Origin of the sequence: Bradyrhizobium sp. 2S1, assembly GCF_011516625.5 — a bacterium.
Lineage (GTDB): Bacteria > Pseudomonadota > Alphaproteobacteria > Rhizobiales > Xanthobacteraceae > Bradyrhizobium > Bradyrhizobium septentrionale.
Genome location: NZ_CP147717.1, coordinates 5,588,274 through 5,614,127, shown reverse-complemented (window position 1 = coordinate 5,614,127; position 25,854 = coordinate 5,588,274). Strand labels below are relative to the sequence as shown.

Annotated in this window: 24 protein-coding genes; 4 read left to right on the top strand and 20 right to left on the bottom strand. The window is 61.6% G+C overall.

The window, feature by feature from the left end; translation table 11 throughout:
• Positions 1–113: 113 nt before the first annotated feature.
• On the bottom strand, positions 114–1,241 hold the full coding sequence (locus HAP54_RS26565) for an ABC transporter substrate-binding protein (RefSeq protein ID WP_166305273.1): 1,128 nt from the start codon (positions 1,239–1,241) through the stop codon (positions 114–116).
• A 58-nt stretch (positions 1,242–1,299) separates the two neighbouring features.
• Between HAP54_RS26565 and HAP54_RS26560 the strand changes: the two genes are divergently transcribed.
• Positions 1,300–1,965, top strand: a complete 666-nt coding sequence (locus tag HAP54_RS26560; protein WP_166305270.1) for a response regulator — start codon at positions 1,300–1,302, stop codon at positions 1,963–1,965.
• A complete protein-coding gene (locus tag HAP54_RS26555) occupies positions 1,962–3,377 on the top strand; it encodes a sensor histidine kinase (protein WP_166305267.1) in 1,416 nt (471 codons plus the stop codon). Before HAP54_RS26560 ends, HAP54_RS26555 begins: the two co-directional genes overlap by 4 nt.
• A 233-nt stretch (positions 3,378–3,610) precedes the next feature.
• On the opposite strand, the gene HAP54_RS26550 is transcribed toward HAP54_RS26555, so the two are convergent.
• Both HAP54_RS26550 and HAP54_RS26545 read right to left on the bottom strand, forming a co-directional pair.
• A complete protein-coding gene (locus tag HAP54_RS26550; protein ID WP_312022814.1) occupies positions 3,611–4,156 on the bottom strand; it encodes a cytochrome c in 546 nt (181 codons plus the stop codon).
• A gap of 320 nt (positions 4,157–4,476) precedes the next feature.
• Positions 4,477–5,472: a hypothetical protein gene (locus tag HAP54_RS26545; protein WP_166305264.1), complete on the bottom strand. Its 996-nt coding sequence runs from the start codon at positions 5,470–5,472 to the stop codon at positions 4,477–4,479.
• A gap of 308 nt (positions 5,473–5,780) precedes the next feature.
• Here HAP54_RS26545 and HAP54_RS26540 point away from each other — a divergent pair, with 308 nt between their 5' ends.
• Positions 5,781–6,254: a MarR family winged helix-turn-helix transcriptional regulator gene (locus HAP54_RS26540; protein ID WP_166305261.1), complete on the top strand. Its 474-nt coding sequence runs from the start codon at positions 5,781–5,783 to the stop codon at positions 6,252–6,254.
• Positions 6,255–6,338: 84 nt separating this feature from the next.
• Here the strand turns inward: HAP54_RS26540 and HAP54_RS26535 are convergent, their stop codons facing one another.
• From HAP54_RS26535 to HAP54_RS26490, 10 genes are all read right to left on the bottom strand, one after another.
• Positions 6,339–7,370, bottom strand: coding sequence for an alpha/beta hydrolase family protein (locus HAP54_RS26535; protein WP_166305258.1), 1,032 nt, complete (start codon positions 7,368–7,370; stop codon positions 6,339–6,341).
• A gap of 194 nt (positions 7,371–7,564) precedes the next feature.
• Positions 7,565–8,662: an alcohol dehydrogenase catalytic domain-containing protein gene (locus tag HAP54_RS26530; RefSeq protein WP_175619867.1), complete on the bottom strand. Its 1,098-nt coding sequence runs from the start codon at positions 8,660–8,662 to the stop codon at positions 7,565–7,567.
• 56 nt (positions 8,663–8,718) lie between these two features.
• Positions 8,719–9,873, bottom strand: a complete 1,155-nt coding sequence (locus HAP54_RS26525; RefSeq protein ID WP_224741775.1) for an amino acid ABC transporter substrate-binding protein — start codon at positions 9,871–9,873, stop codon at positions 8,719–8,721.
• A gap of 129 nt (positions 9,874–10,002) precedes the next feature.
• The gene (locus HAP54_RS26520; RefSeq protein WP_166305249.1) at positions 10,003–10,536 is read right to left on the bottom strand and encodes a carboxymuconolactone decarboxylase family protein; all 534 of its coding nucleotides are present in this window, start codon (positions 10,534–10,536) and stop codon (positions 10,003–10,005) included.
• 22 nt (positions 10,537–10,558) lie between these two features.
• Positions 10,559–11,563, bottom strand: coding sequence for a VOC family protein (locus HAP54_RS26515; protein WP_166305246.1), 1,005 nt, complete (start codon positions 11,561–11,563; stop codon positions 10,559–10,561).
• A 226-nt stretch (positions 11,564–11,789) separates the two neighbouring features.
• On the bottom strand, positions 11,790–13,223 hold the full coding sequence (eno, locus tag HAP54_RS26510; protein ID WP_414646145.1) for a phosphopyruvate hydratase: 1,434 nt from the start codon (positions 13,221–13,223) through the stop codon (positions 11,790–11,792).
• A complete protein-coding gene (locus HAP54_RS26505) occupies positions 13,220–13,723 on the bottom strand; it encodes a cupin domain-containing protein (RefSeq protein ID WP_166305243.1) in 504 nt (167 codons plus the stop codon). Before HAP54_RS26505 ends, eno begins: the two co-directional genes overlap by 4 nt.
• Positions 13,713–14,420: an ABC transporter ATP-binding protein gene (locus tag HAP54_RS26500; RefSeq protein ID WP_166305240.1), complete on the bottom strand. Its 708-nt coding sequence runs from the start codon at positions 14,418–14,420 to the stop codon at positions 13,713–13,715. The genes HAP54_RS26505 and HAP54_RS26500 overlap by 11 nt, the downstream gene beginning before the upstream one ends.
• Complete coding sequence (locus HAP54_RS26495) at positions 14,410–16,170, bottom strand: ABC transporter permease subunit (RefSeq protein WP_166305237.1); 1,761 nt, start codon at positions 16,168–16,170, stop codon at positions 14,410–14,412. Before HAP54_RS26495 ends, HAP54_RS26500 begins: the two co-directional genes overlap by 11 nt.
• Positions 16,161–17,078 carry a branched-chain amino acid ABC transporter permease gene (locus HAP54_RS26490; protein WP_339156771.1) on the bottom strand — a complete coding sequence of 306 codons (918 nt, stop codon included), beginning with the start codon at positions 17,076–17,078 and terminating at the stop codon, positions 16,161–16,163. The genes HAP54_RS26495 and HAP54_RS26490 overlap by 10 nt, the downstream gene beginning before the upstream one ends.
• A 134-nt stretch (positions 17,079–17,212) precedes the next feature.
• Between HAP54_RS26490 and HAP54_RS26485 the strand changes: the two genes are divergently transcribed.
• On the top strand, positions 17,213–17,992 hold the full coding sequence (locus tag HAP54_RS26485) for a fumarylacetoacetate hydrolase family protein (protein WP_224741777.1): 780 nt from the start codon (positions 17,213–17,215) through the stop codon (positions 17,990–17,992).
• A 40-nt stretch (positions 17,993–18,032) separates the two neighbouring features.
• On the opposite strand, the gene HAP54_RS26480 is transcribed toward HAP54_RS26485, so the two are convergent.
• The 7 genes from HAP54_RS26480 to HAP54_RS26450 form a co-directional block, all read right to left on the bottom strand.
• Positions 18,033–19,070, bottom strand: coding sequence for a phosphotransferase family protein (locus HAP54_RS26480; RefSeq protein ID WP_166305234.1), 1,038 nt, complete (start codon positions 19,068–19,070; stop codon positions 18,033–18,035).
• Positions 19,067–20,050 (bottom strand): NAD(P)-dependent oxidoreductase, encoded by a 984-nt coding sequence (locus tag HAP54_RS26475; RefSeq protein ID WP_166305231.1) that lies wholly within the window; start codon positions 20,048–20,050, stop codon positions 19,067–19,069. The genes HAP54_RS26480 and HAP54_RS26475 overlap by 4 nt, the downstream gene beginning before the upstream one ends.
• Positions 20,051–20,108: 58 nt before the next feature.
• A complete protein-coding gene (locus tag HAP54_RS26470; RefSeq protein ID WP_166305228.1) occupies positions 20,109–21,161 on the bottom strand; it encodes a LacI family DNA-binding transcriptional regulator in 1,053 nt (350 codons plus the stop codon).
• 227 nt (positions 21,162–21,388) lie between these two features.
• Complete coding sequence (locus HAP54_RS26465) at positions 21,389–22,630, bottom strand: CaiB/BaiF CoA transferase family protein (RefSeq protein WP_210297522.1); 1,242 nt, start codon at positions 22,628–22,630, stop codon at positions 21,389–21,391.
• A gap of 4 nt (positions 22,631–22,634) precedes the next feature.
• Entirely contained in the window at positions 22,635–23,822 is a 1,188-nt protein-coding gene (locus tag HAP54_RS26460; RefSeq protein ID WP_166305222.1) for an acyl-CoA dehydrogenase, read from the bottom strand.
• A gap of 54 nt (positions 23,823–23,876) precedes the next feature.
• A complete protein-coding gene (locus HAP54_RS26455) occupies positions 23,877–24,443 on the bottom strand; it encodes an NADPH-dependent FMN reductase (protein WP_166305219.1) in 567 nt (188 codons plus the stop codon).
• 304 nt (positions 24,444–24,747) lie between these two features.
• Entirely contained in the window at positions 24,748–25,806 is a 1,059-nt protein-coding gene (locus HAP54_RS26450) for an MBL fold metallo-hydrolase (protein ID WP_224741778.1), read from the bottom strand.
• Positions 25,807–25,854: the final 48 nt, after the last annotated feature.

Genomic DNA, 25,854 nt, shown 5'->3' with positions numbered 1-25,854 from the left:
CAGCAAGCTGTCACGTTGCGTCATCCGCGATGGATCTGTCGTGGCATACGGAAAACCACGATCAATGCCCTGCGCTCGCTGCTCGTGATCCCGACGGCGCTTACCGGCTCCGCTCAGCGCCCGTGAAGTGACTCTTTCCAGTCCTTCAGGAAGCGATGACGCTTGGCCTGATCGAGATAGGTCATGAGATCGATGCTCAGCGCGATCGGCCGCAACGCTTGGGCCCCATCGGCATAGCCGGGAATGGCGCCCTTCATGTCGCTGCGAACGGACCCCAGCGAATGCCCGGCCAACAGGGTCTGGCCACTGCGTGACAGCAAGAAATCGACGAAGCGGCGAGCCAGCTCCGGCTGCGGCGCCGATTGCGGGATCAGCGCGATCCGTGACAGCAACAGCATGTAGTCGGAGGGAAGGACGACGCCAAGATCGGGATCGCGCTTGGCACGTTCGAGCGCGTAGGAGCCTAGCACGTTGTAGGCCAGCAGCAGCTGGCCGCTGCTGACACGGTTGATCATCGGGTCAGACGATGCATAGAGCTCGACTCCAGCCTGTCCCATCGCTGTCACCAGCTTCCAGGTCTGGGTCGTGACACGCACGTCCTGGGTAATGAACAGCAGGCCGGTGCCGCTCAACTCGGGATCATAGGTCGCGATCTTGCCGCGGAACACCGCTGGATGATCGGTCAGCAGGCGCAACAGGTCGGCATGGTCTTTCGGCACCAGACCGTCCTGCAGCAGACGCTTGTTGTAAACCATCACTACCGCCTCGGCCGTGACGCCGTACGCACGATCCTTCCAACGCGCCCAGTCGAAAATCCCGTCGGCTTCAGGCGAGCGGTACTCGGCCGCATATCCATCATTGGCTACCTTGATCTGGAGGTCCATCGCCGAACTCCAGGTCACATCGGCCGTACCTCGTGCCCCCGAATGCCTGACGACATCATCGAACAGTTCCGTCGACGACACCTTTGAATACTGAACCAGAACGTCAGGGTTCCGCTTCATGAATTCAGTCAGGAGATCGGCGACTTCGGACCTGTCGGTCGTACCTTGCACCGCAAGACGAACCTGCGCGCGGCCGGCATTGTCGGTCGCCTTGGCACCGGTCTCGGCGCGGAGCGCGGCGGTGCCAAAAAGGAGAGACACGGCAAGCCCGCACAGGCCGGCGATTAGACGATACGCCGGCAAGCGTGGTGACAAATTCACTCGGATGATGCGCAATCTTTTGACCTCGTGACGCATCTGAACTTACATTGCCGCGTTTGGTAACGCCCGCCGCTCCGGCTCGAGGTTCATCGTCGTGCGTATTCTAATCGTTGAGGATGACACGTCGTTGGTCGAAGGCCTCAAGAAGGCCTTGGCACCTTCGGGCTTTGCCATCGATCACGAATCGAGTGGATCGGACGCAGTCGAGATCGTACCATCCGAAGCCTACTCGCTGATCGTGCTGGACCTCGGCCTGCCCGACATCCCGGGCCAGGAGGTGCTGCGCAGGCTGCGCGGCAATGGGTGCGAGGTGCCGATCCTGATCCTTACTGCGCTCGGTGAGGTAAAGGACAAAGTCAAATGCCTCAACCTTGGAGCCGATGATTACCTGACCAAGCCATTCGACCTCGATGAATTCGAGGCCCGGGTCAAGGCTTTGGTGCGGCGCGGCAAGGGTCGCCTCGATCCGATCCTGCGATGCGGGTCTTTGATGCTGGACACTTCGTCCGCGACAGCCATGATCGACGACCTGCCATTGCCGCTGCGCCGCCGCGAAGTGACGGTTCTCGAGATCCTGATGTCACACGCTGGTCGGCTCGTGCGCAAGGAACGGCTGATCTCGGAAATCTTCGGCTTTGATGAACCGGTCGCACCAAACGCCATCGAGCTCTATATCGGGCGGCTGCGGCAAAAGCTTGGGCCCAGGGGACCCACAATCAAGACGGTACGCGGCCTCGGCTATTTGATGGAGAACAAGTGATCGCCAAGCGAGCTCCCTCACTACGCCGCGCGCTGCTTCTTAACCTGCTGGTTCCGACCAGCGCGCTTGCCGTCGCATTTGGGCTCGCCGGTTTGCTGTTGATCAACAAGACCATCGAAAGTGCTTATGATCGTGTTCTCGACGGTTCGGCGAAAGCGATCGCGGAAAAGGTCGCCGTCGAAGACGGCGAAATCACCGTCGATCTGCCTCAGGTCGCGCTTGGGATGCTCGAGAGCAGGGCCAATGACAGCGTCTATTATAGCGTATCTCACGGACAGGCTCTCATCACGGGTTATCAAGATCTGCCCCGCGCGGAAGTCGCTGCGATTCCAATCGGGGACGTCAAGCATTTCGATTCCTCCTACCGTGGAATAGCGGTTCGTGTCGCGGCGACGACCCAGGCGGTCTACGGCAAACCGCTCCCCGTTCTGATCGAAGTCGCGGAGACCATGAACGGGCGAACGGCAGTGCAGCGTCAGCTCCTGCTCGCGCTGGCAGCGCTGGAAGTCGCCATCATCGCCACAGCCGCCATCCTGGTCTGGTTTGCTGTCCGGCGCGGGCTTTCGCCGCTGGTCGATCTTGGACGCGAGATCGATACGCGGCAATTCGGAACGGGAGCAAGCCTGGACCGGCTCGACCTGGAACACATCCCGATCGAAGCACATCCGCCGGTGCGCGCGATGAACGAGCTGTTCGTCCGTCTCGAAGTCGCGATCCAGGTGATCCGGGACTTCATCGCCGATGCCTCGCACCAGATGAAGACGCCGCTCGCTTCGCTGCGCGTCCATCTGGCGCTGCTGCAACGCGACACTAGCCAACTGCCAACCAATGTCGAGACCATCGCCGAGATCGAGAAATCGACCAAACATCTGGATCGGCTGGTTGCCCAGCTCATCGTAATGGCGCGCGTAGAGCAGGCTGCGGTTGCCGCGCCAACCGAAGATATGCCTTCCACCGATCTCGTCGCCAGCACGGGCGAGGCCATCGTCACCATGGCGCCCTTCGCGGCCGCAAAGAATGTCGAGCTGGCGTTTGACTGCGAGATCGACAATGCACCGCTCTACGCAGATCCAGCGGCGCTGCATGACATTCTTACCAACCTGATCGACAACGCGATCAGGTACAATCGCGAGGGTGGTAGCGTGGTCGTCAGTGTTGTCGCCAGCCTTGGCCGGTATGCAGTGAAGATCGCAGACAATGGCCCGGGCATTGCGCGAGAGTACCGCGAACGAGTATTCGATCGCTTTTACCGCATACCCGCCGCCACCCGCCCTCCCGGCTCTGGGCTCGGGCTCTCCATCGTCCGCGCCTTGGTGGGGCAAAGTGCCGGTACGATAACGCTAACGGAGGGCATCGGCGGTCGCGGCCTGACGGTCACACTCAATTTTCCTGCGGACACCATGGACGATTGAGCTCACCCGCGATACTGCCCTCCTCAGCGTTACAGGCTCCGGCTACGCTCGATTGTCTTAAACCGCTCGCCTGCTCGCTACAGACCGACGAGTTCTCTTGCAGCAAATTGCGGATCAGCGCGCGGGCGATCGTCGGCGGAAGTAGCCAGGAAACATTGCAAGAGTCACTTCTTGAGTTCGGTGGGCAGAACTGCCCCGATGCGCTGTAAAGCCACCCAACTTTCATCCACCCGCTAATTCGAGGGCGGAACGATCTTCATCACGAAGGACGTGGGCTTCTCGGTGGGTCCAAAGGGACCGGGCACCGCGTTTTTGATCGGCTTCAGCGTTTTCAGGTATTCAGCGATTGAATTGGCATCCGCCGCCGTCATTGCCGAGAACCCCCGCCATGGCATTGCCGCTGAAAGTTCTCGATTGTCCGGGGTGACGCCCCTTGTGAACGCCGCAACAATCTCAGCAACCGACCAGTTGCCGAGGCCCGTCTCGTTGTCTGGTGTCAGGTTTGAACCATAGAACACACCAAGTTGCGGGACTTCAAAACCAACCTCGGAGCCGCTGAGGGCCCGGCTGAGATCCGGCTTCCCGAAGAAGTGGCCCGGCGTGTGGCAATCACCGCAGCCCACAATTCCGACCAGGTATTTGCCGCGCTGAACTTGACTCTCGTCCGCGTGAACCGGACGGCACGACTCAGCCAAGCCGATCATCGAGAACAGCCAGACGGCGCCGGCGCGCGTCCAGCTGCTCTGAAGTATCCGCCTCGAAATTTGATGAGCCAGCATGCCAACCTCCCCGATCCGTTACCGGCGTTCGTGGCCGCAGCCCGCACGCCAGATCTGCTGCATATCGTTCACGCGCTTTTCTCGTCTGCCCACCACTTCCCCGCAGGCACCGCAGCTTCAATGTTCGCGTGGCACATGGTTGAGCGAATCGACCACCACCAGCAACAAGTCCATCGACGTCCCGATCCGCCGCACTCACGGGCGAAGCGATTTGACTGATCGAGCGCTGCAGTCGACACTCGGCAAATCGACACCTCCGGCAGGGCATTGCCGGAGGTGTCCTTCGTGCCGCGCGCGATCGGCTGTTGAGGTGCAGGGAGTCAGAACTTCACCGTAACGCCTGAGTACAAGGTAGACTCGACGCAGCTGCCAGCAAATTTACCGATGCACGAGGGCGAGAGGTTGTTATCGAGACCGAACTTGTTCTTCCAGTACCGATAGGCGACCCAGACATCGACAAAGTGCGAGTACTTGTCCCCCCACACCGCCTTGCTGGCATCGAGCGTCAGTCGAATGGGCTCACTGTTGAATTCAATTTTCCTGTCAAGCGTGCCGGGTACACTGGTGCCGGGCCCCTTCGGTCCGTACCAGGCGGCGCGGACGCTGATCGACCAGAACTGCATGTTCTGTGGCAGGAAGCCGAGATCCATATAGTAGTTGGTCTCGAGCGCCCAGGTGCCGCGGAAATCCAAAGTCCCGTCGGACGGAGCCGGCAAGAAAGCACTGTGGTTTGTCTCCTTGTAGTATAACGGCGAGACGTTGAAGAATCCCTTGTAAGGCAGGTCGAATGCGAACAGCAATCCGACCACGCCGGATCGTTTGGCTGGCGACAAAGGATTGTTTTCAACCCCAGCGTCCACTCCCACCTCAAACGAGATGTTCCTTAGCGGCCCGACGGTGAAAGCCGTGGTGTCGAATATCTGGTTGAATCCGAAAGTGCTGCGGATGTAACCATAGAAGTCGCTGGCGCCAGCGCACCCAACTCCGCCTCCAGGGGCACAGGGCGCTGCCGGATCGTTGTGATCGGATTTGTAGAGGGCAAGGTTGATCAGGTTGGTGCCGTACTGCCAAGCGTCGAAATGGGTGAATGCGTACGCTTGCTTCGCGGTCGATGCCGTTACACCGGGATCAGTGCCGTTGGGCATGTAAGCGTAGGTAAGCCTGTTATCATTGACGAAGAAGAACGGCACCGGCGCCGCAGGCTTGGGAGCAGCCTTGACCGGCTGATCGTCGACGTCAGCAGCATGGCCAGAGGCGACGCCCCCAATCAATGAGAACGCCACAACAAGAGTTCGGATATTTGAACGAAACGGCATTTCAACCCTCCACACGAAGCCGCCAAACCAAAGGACATCGCCAGACTCCTGGTTCTGTGAAATTGCCCGATGGCGAGCGCAACGCTCACCCTCCGAACCTCTTCGCTGTCCACTTGGAGAATATACCGCAGTTAATTCATGAAGTAACTTCATGATTTTAATTGCTTACAATAATTTGTGAAGCCATTGCTGAATTGTCACACACAAGATGAGTTTTCGGGCTAGCTTTTTCCGGCTATGAAGCCGTAGCATGGCTTCAATCGAAGAGACCGCCGACGGTCCAGACACCAACACGATCGGAATTCACAATGGTCGGAAAACAACTTGATGCAGCAATGACGGACTTCGTCTGGAATATGCTGGAAATAGGTTCACTGCTCGGCGACATCCGCAAAACCTGGGCTGAGCAACTCGGGGTCAGTGAAGCTCAATGGCTCATCCTCATGGCCATCGATGATCTCGGCAAGGACGGCGGCGTCTCCGGGGTCGACATCGCGACAAAGCTGCGTACCCACGCCACGTTCATCGCGATGCACACGAAGCAATTGGAGAAGGCTGGCCTGCTGTCACGAAAATCATCGCCGATTGACGGCAGGCTGGTTTTGATGTCGCTGACGGCCAAGGCCCGCGCGGAGATCCAGAAATTGTCGGACAAGCGGGAAGCGCTCAACAGCATCATTTTTGCGAACGTCGACGCGCGGACCTTGGCGAATCTGAACTCGACACTTGCGATCATCCGGAAAAATTCGGAGCGCGCGCTGAGGAGTGCGGTCGATGCTTGAGTAACGCGCGATCGGACTTCGAACACCCCGCTACCTTGCAGGAATGACCATTCGCCTCGTGCCGACATGTCATCCCCCTCCGGCCTAGTGCCGTTCAGCCAACTTCAAGGTGATCCAATCGAAGATGAAGTTTCGATCGGGCTCGATCCAGGTCTGTCGATCGGGAAGCGCCCCACTCAGCAGCGAGGGCTCCAAGTCGGCGCAAATACCCGACGACTTGCAGTAGTCGAACAGCCTCACGGCGGCGTCGGTATCGGGCAGACACTCCCAATTGATCGTGATGAGGAATGGGCACGCGATACTGCGCGCTATCCCATGGTGGCGCCCCCGGTCCGGCAGCCGTCCGTGAGGCCGCCCGGCAAAAGACCCGAGGACAGAATGACCATAGCTGCTGTCGAACAAACCACCGTCGCATACGGCAGCTGCAAACCGCGTATCCAGGCTCGCGGCTCGCGCGGCGTAGGACGCGCCCAATCCATCGCCGTAGATTGCGATCAGCTTTTCGTCGACGTCGCCGCGCGTCACCAGATAGTCAACACACGCGCTGATTCCTGCTTCGATCTCATGCCGATCGGAGCCGACGCCACGCCGCGCATTCGCCGGCTGGCAAGGGAGATCGACCAAAAGAAGAGACAGCCCTCTGCTGACGGCGCGAGCCGCAATCGTGAAGAGGTGTGCGTCCTTCGGCTCTCCCTCTCCATTCACGCAGATCACTGCAGGCCACTTCCGGCCACCAGATGCGCCGGGAATAAAGTAACCGGCGATCGGTTCGTCCGCATGCGGGATCTCGACGAACTCGGCCGCCGGATCGAGAGCTCGCAGGTATTGCAGCGAGCAATTCTGCATGGCGTCGAGGACGCGCCATCGACGCTCATCGCAATCCGCGAGAAACAGTTCGGCCGATCGGTAGTAGGCTCCCGCTCTCAGAAACATGCCTTGCGCAAGCCGGACATGCCCCTCGCCCAGCATCCGCACGGCTCTTGCTCGATTGTCGTCCGCGAGCCGTTTCCACTCGCGGTACCAGCTCTCGCTGTCGCCCGGCCGGATTTGATCAGCGGCCGAGTAACACTCGCGGACGGTACTGGCCCCGGTTTCAGCGAACTGAAGGATGCGCATGAATTGAAGGCTGTATAATTCGTGTTGGGGCCATCGCATCCAGATCATGGAATTGCACCTCGGTCGCGCCGCTTCAGACCTGACTGAACGTATCCTCATACTTTGCACGGTCCCCTCCCATGCACGGCGCTCCACGCCGCACCTGCAGGCAGTCACGGGCAAGCCGTGGGCGACGCCGCCCACGGCGTACTGTTTCACGGAATGACCACGTAGTTGCTGAACCCACCGTCCCGGTCCTTCAAGCCGGAGATCGCTTCGTTCACGCGCGCCAGCGGAAAGCGCCGGTGTTCGAGATACGACAGATCGATGGTCCCGGAGCGGACCATCTCCGCCATTTCCTGTCCCTGCGCGGTCGTGAACCAGTTCGATCCGATCAGTTGAACCTGTTCGTCCATCAGCCACTTCACGTCGATCGGCAGATCCTCTGCGACGCCACCGACGTTGACGATCCGGCCACCGCGGCGGACGCCCTTCATCGAATCGAGCATGGTCGCGGCCGGAGCCTTGGCACCGAGCGCGCTGATGACGAAGTCGACGCCTTCGCCGTCGGTCGATGCCTTCGCCCACTCGCCGGCGGAGCCGCTTCCGAGCGTCATGACGTCGATGCGGCCAGGCGCGATCGCCTTGACGCGGCTGAGAAGCTGTTCATCACGCCCCGTCCCGAGAACTCGCGAGACGCCCATGGCGAGGCCAAGCACGGTGGCCGCCACGCCGAGCGTTCCCGTGATGCCATCGATCAACGCGACCTGGCCTGGACCTGCTCCCGCATTCTTCAGAGCGCCGTATGATGTTCCGAGGTATCCGAACCTGCCGGCCTGCTCAAAGCTGAGATTGTCCGGAATATTGACGATCGCGTACTCGGGCGCCGTCATAAACTCGCTAAATCCGCCATACGGATACAGGTCGAAGATGCGCTGGCCGTCCCTGCTGGTGCTGAAGTAGCCGTTGAGCGTAAAATACCGGCAATAGCTGCGCTGACCGGCGCGGCAGGCCTTGCACGATCCGCAGGAGCGCAGCGGGCTCACATAGACGCGGTCGCCGGCCTTGACGTTGATGACGGCCTCACCGACTTCCTCGACGACGCCAGCCGGATCAAGCCCGAACACAGCCGGAAATTTCGGCAACGGCTGATGCGGAAACCAGGTCGGCCAGTTGTTGATGACATTCGCCATGTTCGGGACGATGCCGCACGCCTTGACGCGCACCAGCACGTCGGTTGGCCGGGGTTTCGGCACGGGGATCGCGTCAAGCGACATCGGTTGTCCAAGCGCGTGCAGCCTCGCTGCGACCATCGTCCGTTCCATGGGGACCTTCCTTTATTTCGTAGCTGTTGCCGTGATGCTCGCTATCAGGGAGCAATAAAATCGGTACCAGGCGGCCGGAAGCTGGCTGGCCATATCGCCACCCACTTGCCGTCCTGGACTTGCCTGACCTTTGTGTTCGCCGGACCGGTGTTGAACTGCCCGTCGAAGCTGCGGACGCCAAGAACCGTGTTCACGGAATTGGTCTTCAGCCAGGCGGCCATGGCCTTGTCATTGACTTGCCCGACCGCGGTTGCGGCCGCTTCGAGCACCTGCCAGGCGGCGAACTCGGCTGCGGCTTGAGATTCGGCGCGCGGCCACGGCAGGCCTGCCGCCTTCGCGCGCTCCGTGTAGAGCGTAATGAACTCCGCCGCACCGCCGTTTCTGGTGAACGGCTCGTGGTCCTCGAACCAGGTGAGACTGGTGAGCCCGTTCGCGTTCGGGTTGGCAACGGTCGGTCCCGGTGCGGGAAACAAATAGAATTGGCGCCGCGGCTTGTAGTCGATGCGGGCCATTGCATCGAGCAACTGGCTGGCTTCCAGGCCGATCGCGCCTGACCATAGCAGGTCGGGACTGGCATCCTTGATGCGCGCTGCAATCCCCCCGAAATCGCGGGTGCCGAACTCGTATTCGAGGAACAGCAGCACCTTCATGTCGCGCTTGAGCGCGACATCCTGACCGCCCTTGGCAAGCTCGAGCGCAGAGGGGAATTTGCTGGTCACGAAAGCGATCGTCTTCGGCGGCTCGCGTGTCGCCGCATATGCATCAAGCACAACCTCGGTATCGGCGCGGAAGGGATCGGGTCCCAGCGGAAGCACGGGGAATTGCATGTCGTAGGGCGCGAGCTTCGGATCGCCGAGGCTGCTCTGGATCAGAAGCTTTCCGAAACGCTGTGCGACCCCCATCGCGGCAATGATCGAGCTAGTGCCATATGGCCCCATCAGCAAATCGACCTTGTCGGCGGTGATGAGCCGCTCATACAGCGTGCGCGCGTTCGCCGGTTGCGACTGATCGTCGAGCAGCACGAGTTCCAGCTTGCGGCCAAGCACACCGCCGCGCTTGTTGACCGTCTCGACGAACACTTCGGCGGCCAGCTTGTGGATACCGCCGACCGACGCGAGCGGTCCGGTCAGAGGAAGGGTCTGCCCGACCCTGATCGTTCCGGCGCCCTGTTCGGCAAGCGCCGGCAGGGCGACGGACATCGCAAGTGAGCCCACCCCAGCAAGGAATGCTCTGCGTCGAAATTGCATCTGCGATTGTGTCACTGGGGTCCCCTCCCTGTGTTGGTTATCTGGTCTTCCCGCCGTGCACGGCGGGGCCCGCACGTCCGCTCAGCGGTAGCCCTCTTCCAGCTCGATCGCGAGCGCTCCCATGATACGGACACCGGAGTTGTACCAGGCGACCGTCAGCACGAGCTCGACCAGCTCGCGTTCGCTCAAAAAGGCCGCCACGCGATTCCAGCTGCTATCGCTCACGTTGACACGCAGGGTAGACTCTTTCGCGAATTCCATGACGGCGCGCTCCCCCGCGCTGAACAAGGGCGAGGTGTCGAACTTTCCGATCTCCTTGAGCTGCTCCGGGCTGATGCCGGCTTTTAACCCGTGTGACTGATGATGAGCGATCTCGTATTCGGAGGCCGTGCAGTGACCGACCGTCAGGATCGCCATCTCGCGCAGTTTCGGACTCAGTTTCGCTCCTCGCATCGCATTGCCGTAGGACAGGAACTGATCGAGAATTTGCGGCGCATGTGCCAGAGCCAGGAAGATGTTCGCCGTGGGCACCTTGCGCTCGCGCAGCAGGCGCTCGAACAGCGGCTTGCCTTCCTCGCCGAGATCGGATGCTTGAAGATATTTGACCCGTGCCATCGCGGTACTTTCCTTTTCGCAGTCAGCTTTGTGACGAGAGCTTTTGAGCGTAGCTCTCGAGTGTTTCAGGGTTGGGTCGCACCGCAGGATCGACGACCGGCGAGCCGTCAAAGTTGGTCGCCTCGAAGTACCAGCGGGCCGGCGCCGGCAATCCCCAGTGCGCGCGGGTGCTGAGCGATGCCGCCTCCCAGCGCACCGGCTCGATCTCGATATCGATGGTCCGATAGTGGTCGGTGAACAGCTCGATCCGATGTCCATCCGGATCGCGCAGATAGACGAACAGCACGCCGCCGGGTCCGTGGCGGCCTGGCCCACGCTCGACGCTATCAGCGAGCCCGTAATTGCCGGCGAGATCGCAGGCCGCAAAAATCTGGTCGGCTCCCGGCACCAGATAGGCGAAGTGATGCAGCCGCGGCCCCTGCCCCTCAACGACAGCAAGATCCAGCACCGTGCCCTTGCGGTACATGAACGAGCCCAGCAACTTGTCGCCATGCGCGAGATATTCGGAGCTCCGGAAGCCAAGCTCGCCATAGAAGCCGCACAGCGCGAACGCATCGGGCGCGAGCAACTGATAGTGATCCAGCGACTGCGCCTGCGCGCCGGCGAATATCTCGCGCTTCAGATGTAGCCGCGGGCGGGTTTCCATCCGTGCGCAGAGCTCGATCTTGGTTCCAGCGGGATCTTCCACATGCAACGTACGCCCCTGGTGCGGCACCTCCGCCCATGCAGCCGGGAGATTGCGCGCCGTGAAGAACTGGTGGGCGAGTTCGAGCTCCTCATCGAAGAACACGCGCATTCCGATCCGCTTGCAGGTCGCGCCTTTGGGTGACTGGACCAGCACGAGGCTGTGGTGACAGGCTTCAGCGAGACCGCGCAGATAGCAAACGCCGTCGCTCTCATCGGAGACGACGAGCCCGGCGATCTTGACGTAGAAATCCTTGCTCCTCGCGAGGTCGGCCACGTGCAGGATGACGTGACTGGCGCGGGTGATGTTGAATGGCGGACGCAGATTGACGGGCGGCAACATCGGGGCCTCAGGCTTTTCCTCAGGCTTTTCCTCAAGCTTTTATGCTAACGTTAGCATTTACTATTGTGCAGAGCTCGACGGATCGTCAACAGCCAACTTGCCTAGATCCAGCTAAATTACCGACCTTCGATGCAGATCAGGCCGCACCGTGCCATTCTCGCGGGGAGACAGAATGATGACCTTGCTGCGCAAATCCTGCGAACGTTTTGCGCGAAGCGCTACGCCCTCACACCCCTCGCGCCGCCACGGGAGAAACCTTGAAGGGCAGGGCGGACCAGCCACTGAACCTCGCGTCGGCGCCGAGTTCCTCCTCGATCCTCACGACCTCGTTCCACTTGGCCATCCGCTCCGAGCGCGAGAACGACCCCACCTTGAGCTGTCCCGCATCCCACCCGACGCTGAGATGCGCGATCGTCACATCTTCGGTCTCGCCGGAACGCGCCGACACGATGGTACCGAAGCCGGCTTTCTTGCCCGCAAGCAGCGCGGCATGCGCCTCGCTGACCGTGCCCGCTTGATTGGGCTTGATCAAAACCGCATTGGTGCTGGCTTCGGCCGCCGCTGCCGCGACGCGTTCGGCGTTGGTGACGAGGAAGTCGTCACCGATGATCTGGCACCGCGATCCGTATCGGCTGGTGAAGGCGCGGAAGCCATGCGAATCGTCCTCAGCTACCGGGTCTTCGATCGAAAGGATCGGATAGGCATCGAGCCATCCGCCCAGCATGTCAATCAATCCGCTGGTGTCGAGACGACGGCCATCGAGGGCGAGGACGTAGTATCCGTTCTCGCCGAACTCGGATGCGGCGATATCCAGCGAGATGCCGACCTCGGCCCCCGGCCGCAAGCCTGCATCCTGGATGGCCTGCATCAGGGTATCGAGTGCTTCTTCATTGCTGGTGAAAGCCGGCCAATAGCCGCCCTCATCAGCGACGCCCTGCAGCTTGCCGGTCCTCTTCATCAGTGCGCCGGCTGCGCGGTAGACTTCGGCGGTCCATTCGAGCGCCTCGCTGAAGCTGCGCGCGGCCGGACACATGATCATGAAATCCTGCACGTCGACACGCCGCGCCGCATGGGCTCCGCCGCCAAAGATCTGAATTTCGGGCAGCGGCAGACGAACCGCCCTGCCCTTTGCGAGATAGCGCCAAACCGGCTGCCGGCTCGCTGCCGCCGCCGCGTGCAGCAAGGCCATCGAGGTCGCGACGATGGCATTGCCGCCGAGCCGGCTTCGGTTCGGCGTCCCGTCAAGTGCGACCAGCTTCTCATCCAGTCGAAGTTGATCGCAGGCGTCCTGCCCAGCCAACGCCTGCGCGATATCGCCGTTGATCGACGCGAGCGCCTTCATCACGCCAAGACCGCCGAAAGCCGCGCCTCCGTCACGGAGTTCGAGCGCTTCGCCGCTGCCGGTCGAAGCACCGGCCGGCGCCGTGGCACGTCCAGTCGCGCCGCAAGTGAGCGTTACCTCGGCCTCTACCGTCGGCCGGCCCCGGGAATCCCAAACTCGACGCCCATGCACTCGGGCGATCGTTGTGTCAGTCATTTCAAGTTCCTGTTCTTCAATCTTGTTAATTCTTATCGCGTAATTGATTTCGACAAGGCCATCCGGCTCGCGCCGATGAGAACGAAAGCAAGCGTCGCCGGGCGATCGCTCTTGTTGCGTCAAGCGTGGCGTGTGCCGTTCTGCACGACCACATCGTGCTTACGCAGGCAAGTCTGGCGCCCGTCGTCGAGTTCCAGCCAGATTTCACCGTCAAGCACGATACCGTAATCGACGCTGTCGGTCGCGTGCATCCCGTCCGGCTCGAAATGTTCGGCGAGACCCGGATTGAGGCGGAGGTTCTCCTCAGTCGCCGCAGCCGGATCGAAGTCCGGCGCCGCGAACACCCTGTCGGGCGGGAAAGTGACGACGAGGAAACGGGTCTCTCCGGATGCCGGAGCGATGCTCGTCACCGACATCGTTGGGTCCACGTTCTTGACGGGCACGAGCGCCGTCTCCGCGGTCGCCCAGACCAGGCGCGAAACCATGCCGGGAATGCGCTGAAACACATCCGTACGCGGCGGCGCACCGTCCAGCACCACATCCGCCTTCCCTTCGCCATTGTACCCGGTGACGATCCGATTGATCGCAACGGGAACACCATTCTCTTGCAGGTCAGACGCCAAGATAAGCCTCTCGAATCTGGGGATCATTGAGCAGCAGTGCAGGGTCGCCCGAGGTGGTGATGCGCCCGTCCTCGATGACATAGGCATGATGGGCGAGCTCGAGCGCCTTGGTGATATTCTGCTCAACCAGCAACACCGCCACCCCGCGTTCGTTGATGGTGCGAATGATGCGGAACATGTCTTCAACGACGGCCGGCGACAGGCCGAGCGAAGGCTCGTCCAGCAACAACAGCCGCGGCCGCGCCATCAGGGCGCGAGCAATCGCCACCATCTGCTGCTGCCCGCCGGACATCGAGCCCGAAATCTGGTTGCTTCGCTCTTTCAGCACCGGAAACAGCGAAAAGACCGCGTGTAACGCCTCCTGGCGCGAGGCGTGCGCGGCCGCGCGGTAACTTCCGAGCTCAAGATTGTCCATGACGGTCATCTGGACAAACAGACGCCGCCCCTCCGGAACGATGGCGATGCCATGATCGCAGACGCGATATGCGGGAAGGCGCGCGGTGTCGACGCCCTCGATCAGGACTTCACCGCGGCTTGGCCGCAGCAGCCCTGCAATGGCGTTGATCAACGTGCTCTTCCCGGCCCCGTTTGGCCCGACCACCGAGACGATCTGGCCGGCGCCGACGGTGAGTGTCGCATCCCATAGTGCCGGCGCGTCACCGTACTTCACCTGGAGATTGCGAACCTCAAGCAGCATGGGAGGCCCCGAGATACGCGGTGATGACGCGCGGATTCTGCATGGTCTCGCGCGGCGGCCCCAGTGCAAGCAGCGTTCCCTGGTCAAGAACTGCGATGCGATCGGCAAGAGCAACCACCGCCCGCATCAGGTGCTCGACAAAGATGATGGTGGTGCCACCGGCCCTGATCTTGCGGATCATGGCAACCGCCTGGTCAACCTCAGGCGGCGTCAATCCGCAGAGCACCTCGTCCAGCAGCAACAGGCGCGGCTGCGCGGCAAGCGCGCGTGCGAATTCGAGGAACTTGCGCTGGTGCAGGTTCAGCATCGACGGCAGCAGATCGGCCTTCGCGGACAACCCGGTAAAGGCGAGCCATCGCCGCGCCGCATCATCAGGCGTCTCCTTGTCGCCCGGGTTGGCACCGCTGAAGCCGGCGCACAGCCGGACGTTCTCGAGCACCGTCATGCTGTCGAACAAGCGGGGAATTTGGTAGGTCCGCGCGATGCCACGACACGCGATTTCATGCGGCGGCAGTCCCGAAATGACGGCGCCGTCGAGCTCGATTCTGCCCGCCGTCAATCTGAAGTGGCCGCTGATCATGTTGATCAGGGTCGACTTTCCCGATCCGTTCGGACCGACGAGCGCGAGGATCTCGCCCTCATTGACCTGAAGATTGACCCCACGCAGCGCCCGGATGCCGCCGAACGATTTCGCGACATCGCGGCATTCCAGGATCACGTTGCCGCTCTGAAGCGGCGTCACATCGTCGGATTTCGTTTCGATCACGCGCAGCTGCTGAATGTCGGTTCGCTGCGACACCCCGCCACGAGAGAATAGGCGCAACAGCCGAGGCGCGATCCCCTGAGGGATCGTCAGGATCACCACGATCAGCGCCAGGGCAACGACGGCCCGCCCAAGCTCGGCGTGCCCGCCGCCGACCGCGAGGCTCTGCGCCACCGTAATCAGCGTCGCACCGATCGCGGGCCCCGCCCAATGCCGCGCTCCGCCAAGGACGCTCATCAACACGACGTAGAGTGGCACGGTGACCGAGAATGTCTCGCCAACGGTGACGTACCCGACATAAATCGCCTGAATCGAACCGGCCGCCCCCGCGATCGCCGAAGAGACGGCGAATGCGATCAGCTTGTAGCGGAGCGCCGGAACTCCCTTCACCTCTGCGACGTCCTCGTCATCGTGAATGGCGAGCAGCCCTTCGCCAAGTCTCGAGCGGAGGATTTGACGAGAAACGAGCAGTGCGATCGCGGCCAGCAGCAAGCCCATCAGATAAATCGAGCCGGACACCGAGGGCGCGATCTGAGGGACCGGGACATTGCTGAGATAGACGCCGGCGCCGCCGTCGATCGAGGTATTCGAGATGATGGCTGCGAGCACGAAGGTGACCGACAGTGTCAGCAGCGCAAAGAACTCCCCGCGCAGCCCCTTGTTGCGAAACACGACAAGCCCGATCGCCACGGCAAGAAGCGCCGCGACTGCCGCTGCCAGTGGAATGGTCAGGAGGAACGGCACCTGGAACTTTCCGCACAGGGTCGCGGTCGTATAGATTCCGGCGCCGAAGAACGCAGCGTGGCCAAAACTCCAATAGCCCGTGTAGCCGCTCAGGATGCCCCAGCTTGTGGCGAGCGCGACCCAGAAGCAGACGACGTACAGATATGACAGGTAGAAGTCCGCGACACCGGTAAATGGCAGCAGCACCAGCAGCAAGATCGCAGCCGGGATCGCCACGCGAGCACTTTTCTCGATCAGAGCCATCGTGGCTTCCACAGCAAGAGAGCGATCAGGATCGAAAACGCGACCAGCGGCGCCCAGGCCGGATTGACGAGCGCCATCGTCACGGCCTCGGAGACGCCGACCAGCACGCCGGCGGCAAGCGCACCGAGCGGGTTCGCCAATCCTCCAATAATCACAACAGCGAAGATGACGCCGATCCACGCCTCGATCTGCGACGGCGCAAGCGTCGAGGTGAGCGCAATGAATACGCCGGCAACCCCAGCCGACGCCGCACATAGACCAGCGAGCAGATAGGACAGGCCGGCCGCATTGATGCCGAATGCGGCGGCGACCGGCCCGTCCTGCGCCACAGCGCGTAACGCTTTTCCAAGCATCGTTCGGTTCAAGCCAAGCCAGGCGCCAAGCGCGAGCGCTGCCGCGAAACCAAATGCGACCAGCTCTAGCAGCGGAATGTAGAGCGAGCCGAGCCGCAGTGTATCCTGCGTATGGCTTGTCTCATATTTGAGGTAGTCGGCCGACCAAACCCACTGGATGAACGATTCAATGAGAACCGTCAGCCCAAACGTCACGAGCATCGACGCGAACTCGCCAACCTTGAAGCGAACGAAGACCGCGTGCAACGCGACGCCGATCAGAAAAAACGCGGGCAAGATCGCCAATCCGGAAACCCAGATCGGCCACCCGAATCTCGTACCAAGGCCGTAGCCGATATAGGCGGCAAGAAACGCCAGCGCGAAGTGACTGAGATTGACCAGGCGCAGCAACCCCCAGCTCAAGCTGAGCCCCAGAGCCAGCAATCCGTATATGCCGCCGAGCAGCACGCCACCGATTGTCGACTGCGCGAGCAACGTAAAGCTCATCCCGCCCCTCTGGTTTCCGCCCTTGGCGCGCGCGACGGCAAGACGTCGACGCAGCTTGTTGAAGATCAATCCATCTTAATGCTAACGTTTGCACAACTCACACAGACTGTCAACTCGGTTAATTCCAATGAACCTGTGCCCACACCGCTTGACCAAGCTGCGGCGAGATAGCTAACGTTAGCACAAATCACGGCAAGGCGAGGATGATCATGCATATCGTCAGATACGCTCTGGACGGTCGGGCGCACTACGGAATTCTTGACGGCAACCAAATCACGCGCCTGGAAGGCTCGCCCTTCGACGGCCTCGACAAGGCGGGACCGACGGACAGCCTTGCCGACGCGCGCATCCTTGCGCCTGTCGATCGACCCCGAGTGTTCGGCCTCGCCTACAATTACAGAGCTCATTCGCAAGAGACGGGTAAATCTGATCCGCAGGCACCCGTTCTCTTCATGAAACCGAGCACGGCGGTGGTCGGCCACGATGACTCGATCATCTACCCTCACGATGGCGAGATCGTCCATTTCGAAGGCGAGTTGACGGTCATCATCGGCAAGCAGGGCCGGCACATCTCCGAAGCCGACGCGCTCGACTTCGTATTTGGCTACACCTGCGGGAATGACGTCAGCGACCGCGTGGTCCAGCGCCGCGAGAGTGCCTTCGGATGTCTACTCGCCGGCAAAGGGTATGACACCTTTGCCCCGTTGGGACCGGCGATCGTCACCGGGCTCGATCCGTCAAGCCTGCGTGTCATCACGCGCGTCAACGGCACCGTCCGTCAGGACGCAAGCACCGCGGATCTGGTCTTCTCGGTCCCCACCACCATCGCCTATCTCAGCCGGTTCATGACCCTGCTGCCGGGCGACGTGATCATGACCGGCACGCCAGCGGGCGTGGGTCCGATCAAGATCGGCGACACGATCGAGGTTGAGATTCCCGGGATCGGCGTGCTTCGTAACGACGTGAAGGCAGAGCGCATCTGACCAGCGCTTCCGGCTCGGCTTCGATCGGCGCGATTGCGCTCTAGCGGAATGATCGAAGCCAGCGCTCGCTGATATCAGACAGCTGGGTCACAGGCTGACGCAGCAGCGGCACCGCAAACGAACGGACATGATCCCGCTGTTGCTCGTCGGTGAGATATTCCACCGGCGACTTGCCATCGACCCGCGCCAGCAAAAGCCCCGGCAGCAAGTCGGCGGCCCGAGCTTCCAGCGCCGCGCGCGATTCCCAATTGAGCTCCGCGCAATAGGCTTCGGCAAGGGCTGCGAACGCCGACATCAATTCGCTGCGGCGCGCGTCGAGAGGCAGGCACTTCAGAAGCAAATGGTTGAGACAGAATGCCAGGTCGAACGCCGGATCGCCGAACCAAGCGCACTCCGCGTCAAGCAACACCGGTCCTCGCGGGCCGACAAGGATGTTTTTCGGACTGACGTCCCCGTGCACCAGCGCGATTTGCACAGCAGCAGTGCGTTGGGCCAAGTCAGTCAGCCGCCCTGCGACCGGGGCGTGCACCTTCGCCGTCGCAATCAGGTATGGCTCGATGCGCAAGGCATAGAAGTTGTCACGAGTGTCGAACGTTTTCGCCAGACGCGCTTGCCCGGCACTTGCGGCATGAAGACGCCCGACGAGCCGGCCGACGGCCGCCGCAGTTTCGCTTGAGACCTCCCCGGCCAGCAACTGATCCTTCCAGACGTGATGCTGCGCGGGCTCAAGAAACGACATCGCAAACAGGCCGGCCTCCGGATCGTGGGCCAGCGGCCGCGGGACGTTGTCGGGACAATGCTCCACCGCGAACAGCATCCACGCCCATTCGTAGGCGTTGCGCGAAACCGGCGCCTGCCAATCGGCAGAGACCTTCAATTTCGCCAGCGCCCGTTTCACGCAAAGCGACCGGCCGGGCAAGTCGGCCCGCCAGATGTCCGAGGAAACACCGCCCGCGAGGGCGGACCAGCGCGCGGTTTCGTCGGCGCCTGCAAGCCCCTTCGAGACGAGAAAGGCATCAAGCTTCGGATCGGGGCTGGCTCCGACGACGGCTCCGATGGGGCGGCTCACGGTGTTCATGCCGCCCCCCCGCCATTGCGCGGAACGGGAGAGTTGCGCGGCTGTTGCGGCTTCTGACCCTTCAGGACGCGGACGACCTCTTCGGCCGCTCGCTCGCGAAGTTCGCGCAAGGATGCATCCGACGAAAACGCGACGTGAGGGGTGATGATCGCACCGGACTGGGCAAGCAACCGTAGAGGAACGCTCGGCTCCGTCTCGAGAACATCGAGCGCCACGCCGGAGATTCTCCCGCCCTCGAGCGCTTCGATGACCGCCTCGGTGTCGACCACTCCTCCGCGGCTGACATTGATCAGAAGGCTTCCAGGACGCATCAATGCGATGCGCTCGCGACTGATGAGATGACGCGTCGCACCGGTCAGCGGTGCGTGAACGACGACAACATCGCTCTGCGACAGCAAGGCTTCCAGACTGACCGGCTGCACACCTGAAGGCTCACCTGTTATGTGAGGATCGAAAGCGAGCAGGCGGCAACCGAACGCGGCAAGCTTGCGCGCGGTCGCGCGACCAATACGTCCGAAGCCGACAATACCACAGGTCAGTTCGGACAGACGGCGAAGCTTTGCCCCGGAGGGATTCCAGCTGCCGGCACGCACCTCCCGATCGAACAGAACAATCCCCCTGGTCCAGGCTAGCGCAAAGCCGACGGCATGATCGGAGACCTCCTCGACGCAATAATCGGGCACATTGGTGACCCATATGCCGCGGCTGGTCGCAGCTTCGACCGCGATATTGTCAAGTCCGCCCCCTAGCCTTGCCACGATCTCCAGCCCGGCAGAGGCGGCGATCGCGTTGGCCGATACCGGCGCCCAGCATGTCATGATGGCGGCAGGCTGATGCTCCAGGGCAAGTGCTTCGATGGCTTCGGCGGACGAGGGCGTCGCCGGACCGCTGACCAGGCGCATACCGGCGTCCTCGACGATTCCGCGCTCGATGGAATCGTCCGGCCACGCATAGTCGGTCAGTAGCACAGTGCTGTTCATCGTCGAAAACCCATTGCTATCAATGGCAGTCCGCGCGGGTCACGTCCCGCTGGATTCATCAGCCCGCGGACGCGGAAACGCCCCTCGCCGCGCGGCCATCCGGCGCCCGCGAAAACTCGCAGGTGCTGCCCCGCACGATCAGTGTCGGTGGCGTGATCGAGCTGTATGGGGCGGCGTTGACGGATTTGTGCTTGATTTGATGGACGAACCAAAGCCCGCAGGCTGTAGCCAGCTCCGATACCGGCAGGCTGATCGTTGTCAGGCCGGGGCCCCACCAACGAAAGCCGAGTTCATCGCCGAAGCCGACGACAGAAAGCTGCTGGGGTATCTGGACGCCCCTCACATGCAGCTCTTCAAGAACCCCTTGGGTGATCTGGACGGAGCCGATCACAACGGCCGAGGGTGGCTTGGGCAGGTCCAGCATTCGGCGCAACGCTTCGCTACCAAACTCCATCGAGGATGGCGGCCCAAGCTCTACCAGACCATCATTCTTCGCGGACGGGTTGGCAAGAGCACTGCGGTATCCATGCAGGCGCGCGGCGCCTGTCGGCAGTTCGGCGAGGCCGCCGATATAGCCGATGCGGCGATGGCCCAATTGAACAAGGTGTCTTGTTGCTTGATGCATCGCTGCCGTGTCATCCATTCCGAACCACTGCTCTCCGAGAGCGGAGATCCTTCGCAGCAGCTGGATGTGCGGAATGGCCTTCAGGAGACGGACCGAACTGGGATGCGGCTTTGCGCTGGGCACGATGATGACGCCGGCGACATTCGCACTGGTCAGTTCGCGGATGTGACGCAACTCGGTCATCCGGTCGTCATCCGTTTCCGAAAGCGTCAGTTGGTAGCCAGCTTCCTCCAGACATTTCGACAGCCCGTGCGCGATCGTCGAATAGAAGCTGTTGCGGATATCCGGAACGACCAGACCTACGAGATTGCTGGAGACACCGCGCATGATCTGCGCGGCCCGGTTGGCGACATAGCCGATCTCGTCTGCGACCTCGGCAACCTTCTGCTTGACCGCACGGCTGATGCGGGGGTCATCCGCCAACGCCCGTCCGACCGTCGAGGGCGACACTTGCAAACGAGCTGCGATGTCCTTGATGGTGACCATGAGCCTGCTGAACGTCTCTTTCACGCGAAAAGCGCGCACGCTGTGTGACGACGATAGCACAAATCTAGAGTGCGCCCAGCGCAATATCCAGCTAGGCCGGCTATATATTGCAGCCGCCAGAGAACCATCGCCAACATATCGAGGAACTGGAGCACTAACGTTAGCACTGCGCACCGCAATTTTCCCGATTTGACTGCTGATCAGCATGGTGACACCCGGCTCGCGGTCTAAACCGCGCGGCGCGCGCGGAGCGCGACAAGTTCCGACGAATCGATGCCAAGCCATGATTGCAACACCTCATCGGTATGCTGCCCCAGCACCGGCGGGGCGTGTCGATACGCGACCGGCGTTGCGGACAGGCGAATGGGATTGGCGACCAGCGGCACGACTCCGCCCAGCGGATGATCCATCTCGACGCGCATGCCGCGAGATTGAACCTGCGGATCTTCGAACACACGCTCCACGCTGTTGATGGGGCCACACGGCACGCTGGCCGCATCCATTGCGGACACCCAGGCACTGGTCGTGCGGGTCACGGTGACGCCTCGCATCAATTCCACCAGTTCGTCGCGGTTGGCCACCCGCTGGGGATTGCTTGCGAAGCGCGCGTCCGCGGACCAGGCAGGCCGATCCAGCACGGCGCAAAGCTTGACGAACTGGCGGTCATTGCCAACCGCGATGATCATGTGGCCGTCGGCGGTCGGAAAATCCTGATAGGGAACGATGTTTGGGTGGGCATTGCCGAGACGCCGTGGGCGCTGACCGCCGACCAGAAAATTCAGCGCCTGATTGGCAAGGGTGGCGACCTGAACATCGAGCAGGGACAGATCGATGTGCTGGCCATCGCCGCTTCGCTCGCGATGCGCCAGCGCCGACAGGATCGCGATGGTGGCATAGAGACCGGTCATGACATCGACCAATGCCACGCCGACCTTCACCGGGCCTCCCCCATTCGCGCCGTCGGGCAAGCCGGTCAGGTCCATCAGCCCACCCATGGCCTGGATCAGGAAATCGTAGCCCGGCCGAGCCGCGTAAGGCCCTGTCTGACCGAAACCCGTGATCGAGCAGTAGATCAGCCGCGGATTGGCGGACTTCAGGCTTTCATAGTCCAATCCATATTGCCGCAATCCGTCGACCTTGAAGTTCTCGATGACGACATCCGCGCCGGCGGCGAGCCGCTGCACGATGAGCCGCCCATCCGGATGATTGAGATCGGCGGTGACGGATCTCTTGTTGCGGTTGGCACAAAGATAGTAAGCGGCTTCCGACGTCTCCTGCCCCTCGGCATCCCTGAGCCAGGGCGGCCCCCACGACCGCGTGTCGTCGCCGCTCTCCGGCCGCTCGATCTTGACGACGTCGGCTCCAAGATCTGCCAGCAACTGACCCGACCATGGCCCGGCAAGTACGCGCGACAGATCAAGCACCCGCAGGCCGGCAAGCGCTCCCGAGATGTTGGAGGCTGCGGTCATCGGACTAGAATGCCGCAATGCCGGTGATGGCGCGCCCCAGGATGAGGGCATGCACATCATGGGTGCCTTCGTAGGTGTTTACCACCTCCAGATTCACCAAGTGGCGCGCGACACCGAACTCATCGCTGATGCCGTTGCCGCCGAGCATATCACGCGCGGCGCGAGCGATCTCCAGTGCCTTTCCACAGGAATTGCGCTTCATGATGCTGGTGATCTCCACCGCCGCAATCCCCTCGTCCTTCATGCGACCGAGACGCAGGCAACCTTGAAGACCGAGCGAGATTTCGGCGAGCATGTCAGCAAGCTTTTTCTGGATCAGCTGATTGGCGGCGAGAGGCTTTCCGAATTGCTTGCGGTCCATTACGTATTGACGCGCCGTCAGATAGCAGTCTTCCGCAGCCCCCAGCGCGCCCCATGCGATGCCATAGCGCGCGCTGTTCAGGCATGTGAACGGCCCCTTGAGGCCGCGAACGTCGGGGAAAGCGTTCTCCTCCGGGCAGAAGACCTGGTTCATGACGATCTCTCCGGTGACGCTGCTGCGTAAGCCGACCTTGCCGTGGATCGCCGGCGCAGACAGCCCCTTCCAGCCCTTCTCGAGCACGAAACCTCTGATCTCGCCTGCGTCATCCTTGGCCCACACGACGAAGACGTCGGCGATCGGGCTGTTGGTGATCCACATCTTCGATCCAGAGATCGAATAGCCGCCGGCGACTTTCCGGGCGCGGGTCGCCATGCTTCCCGGATCCGAACCATGATTTGGTTCCGTCAGACCGAAGCATCCGATCAACTCGCCGGTTGCGAGTTTTGGGAGATATTTTTGCTTCTGCGCCTCGGTCCCGAATTCGCTGATCGGCACCATGACGAGAGAGCTTTGCACGCTCATCATCGAACGGTATCCCGAGTCTACCCGCTCGACTTCGCGGGCGACCAGGCCGTAACAGACATAGTTCAAGCCGGCTCCGCCGTAGGCTTCCGGGATTGTCGCGCCGAGCAGACCCAACTCTCCCATCTCCCGAAAGATGGCGGGGTCAGTTCGCTCCCCTCGAAACGCTTCAGGCATACGCGCGCGCAAATGCTTCTGGCTGTAAGAGCGCGCGGAATCGCAGACCGCCCGCTCGTCTTCCGTCAATTGGACATTGAGCAGAAGCGGATCGTCCCATTGAAATGCTGGCTTATGCGAAGCAGTGTTCATCTGTTCTCTGCAATCTCGTGTCGTTGCCAATCTGCGAGAAGGCCCTGACTACCGTCAGCCTCCCAAACGGCTCCTCTCAAATCCGGCGACCCACTCGGCGTACTTGTCCATGAATGTTTGCAGGAAGGCTCTCGTACCTTCGTTCGCGATATCGCCTTCGTCGCTGATCAGTCCTTCAGTGAACCGGAGGCAAACCTCGGGCTGACCAAGGGTCGGAACGTCGAGATAGCCAAGCATTGAACGCAGATGCGCCTGCGCAACCGCGGTACCGATCGTTCCAACCGACGCTCCCGCGATGGCGGCCGGCTTTCTCGACCACAAGCTCTTGCCATATGGACGTGAAGCCCAATCAATGACGTTTTTCAGCATGGACGGGATGGAGCGGTTATGCTCCGGCGTCACGAACAGCAGTCCGCGCGCCGTCTCGATCTGCCGCCGCACCCGCACGACTTCGGATGGCATGCCCTGCTCGCGGTCCTGATTGAAGAGCGGCACGTCGTCGAGCGCGGCGAAATCGAACTGAAGTCCCTGAGGCGCCAAACGGACCAGAGCTCTTGCGAGCTTGAGATTGATGGAAGTCTTACGCGCGCTTCCGACAAGGACGAGGATGCTTTGGCTCATGGTGGTACGGACTCGGCTTCAGATTAGATGATGAGACTTGCGCTAACGATCGCCTTATACTGTTCATATGATGCACGATCTAAGGCGAAAATCTTATGCTAACGTTTGCATAATCGGCCAAGCTTGTGGTGTCAAGCCCGCCCTCCCCACGAAAATAGCTGCATTCCGGGGAGCCCTCTTGCCAGCACCACACCGCGTTCGTTCCCAGGCGAGGGGAACGGCGGCCACGGCCCGCGCGTAGCTCGCCATTCGATCCGGCCTGTTAGAAGCCGCGATCGCGCAAATGCGACAGTCGTTCGCCGGTCTATCCGAATGAGTAATTCAGCGGCACGTAGGTGTAGGTTGTCGCGCCATCGCGTCGCACGTGGCCAAGTCCAGGGAATGATATGTGGGCCCCACCGATCATGTAGCCGTTCCCCGCCGCCTGCGCGAAGGCGAGCTCATGGACGTGCTCCGCCTCCGACGGATTCACATCGTACCGGATTGTGACCGTGGGGTCCTCAAACTGAATGGCAGCGACGTGCACGACGTCACCCCAGAGCAACAACTTCTCGCCCCCGCTCTCGACCATGTACATCGTGTGCCCGGGCGTATGGCCATAGGCGGTTTGCGCGCGAACGCCAGCAACGAGAGCGGTGTTGCCCTCGAAAACGATCAGCTTGCCCGCTCGCTGGTATGGCGTGATCGAAATGGTTGCGGCCTGGAAGAATCGCTTCGCTTCCTCCGGCGCGGCACGCATGTTTGCGTCGCTCAACCAGAACTCCACCTCCCGTTTGTCGACGCGCATAATCGCGTTGGGAAAGGCTCGCTGGCCTTCGGCCATCAGGCCGCCAATGTGATCGGCGTGCAGATGGGTGAGATAAATCTCGTCAACCTGCTCGGGCTGATAACCCGACGCGCGAAGGTTGTCCAACAGGTGACCTGTACCTGGCCCCAGCAGTGATCCGGCGCCTGCGTCGACCAGGATCAGCTTGGCACCGGTGTTCACGAGAAACGAATTGTGAGATGTCTCGACGAGGTCGCCGAGGTAGTTGCGCTTCAGCATCTCCTCGAGACGAGTGGGGTTGCCTTGCAGCAGCTTTCTGGCAGGGAGCATGTTGGTGCCGTCGGATAGCGACGTCACCTCAAAGTCACCGAGCGTCAGGCGATAGAACCCCGGCGCTTGTCTTTTCACCATTGGCGCGTCGGCCGACGCCAGCCCGGGCTGGCAGCACACGCACATAGAACCGGCCAGCAAAAATGCGCGGCGGGTTAGGCTTGGTCCGCCGCGCTTGCTGGGCCGGACCGGACCGACGGCTTTCGCCTCATCGAACCACTGCTCGACCTCCACCCGCCAAGTGGACATTTCGGCTCCGTCAGCCATGGAAACTCTCCTGCTCATATCTCAAGCTCGCTCGCGTGGGGCGAACAA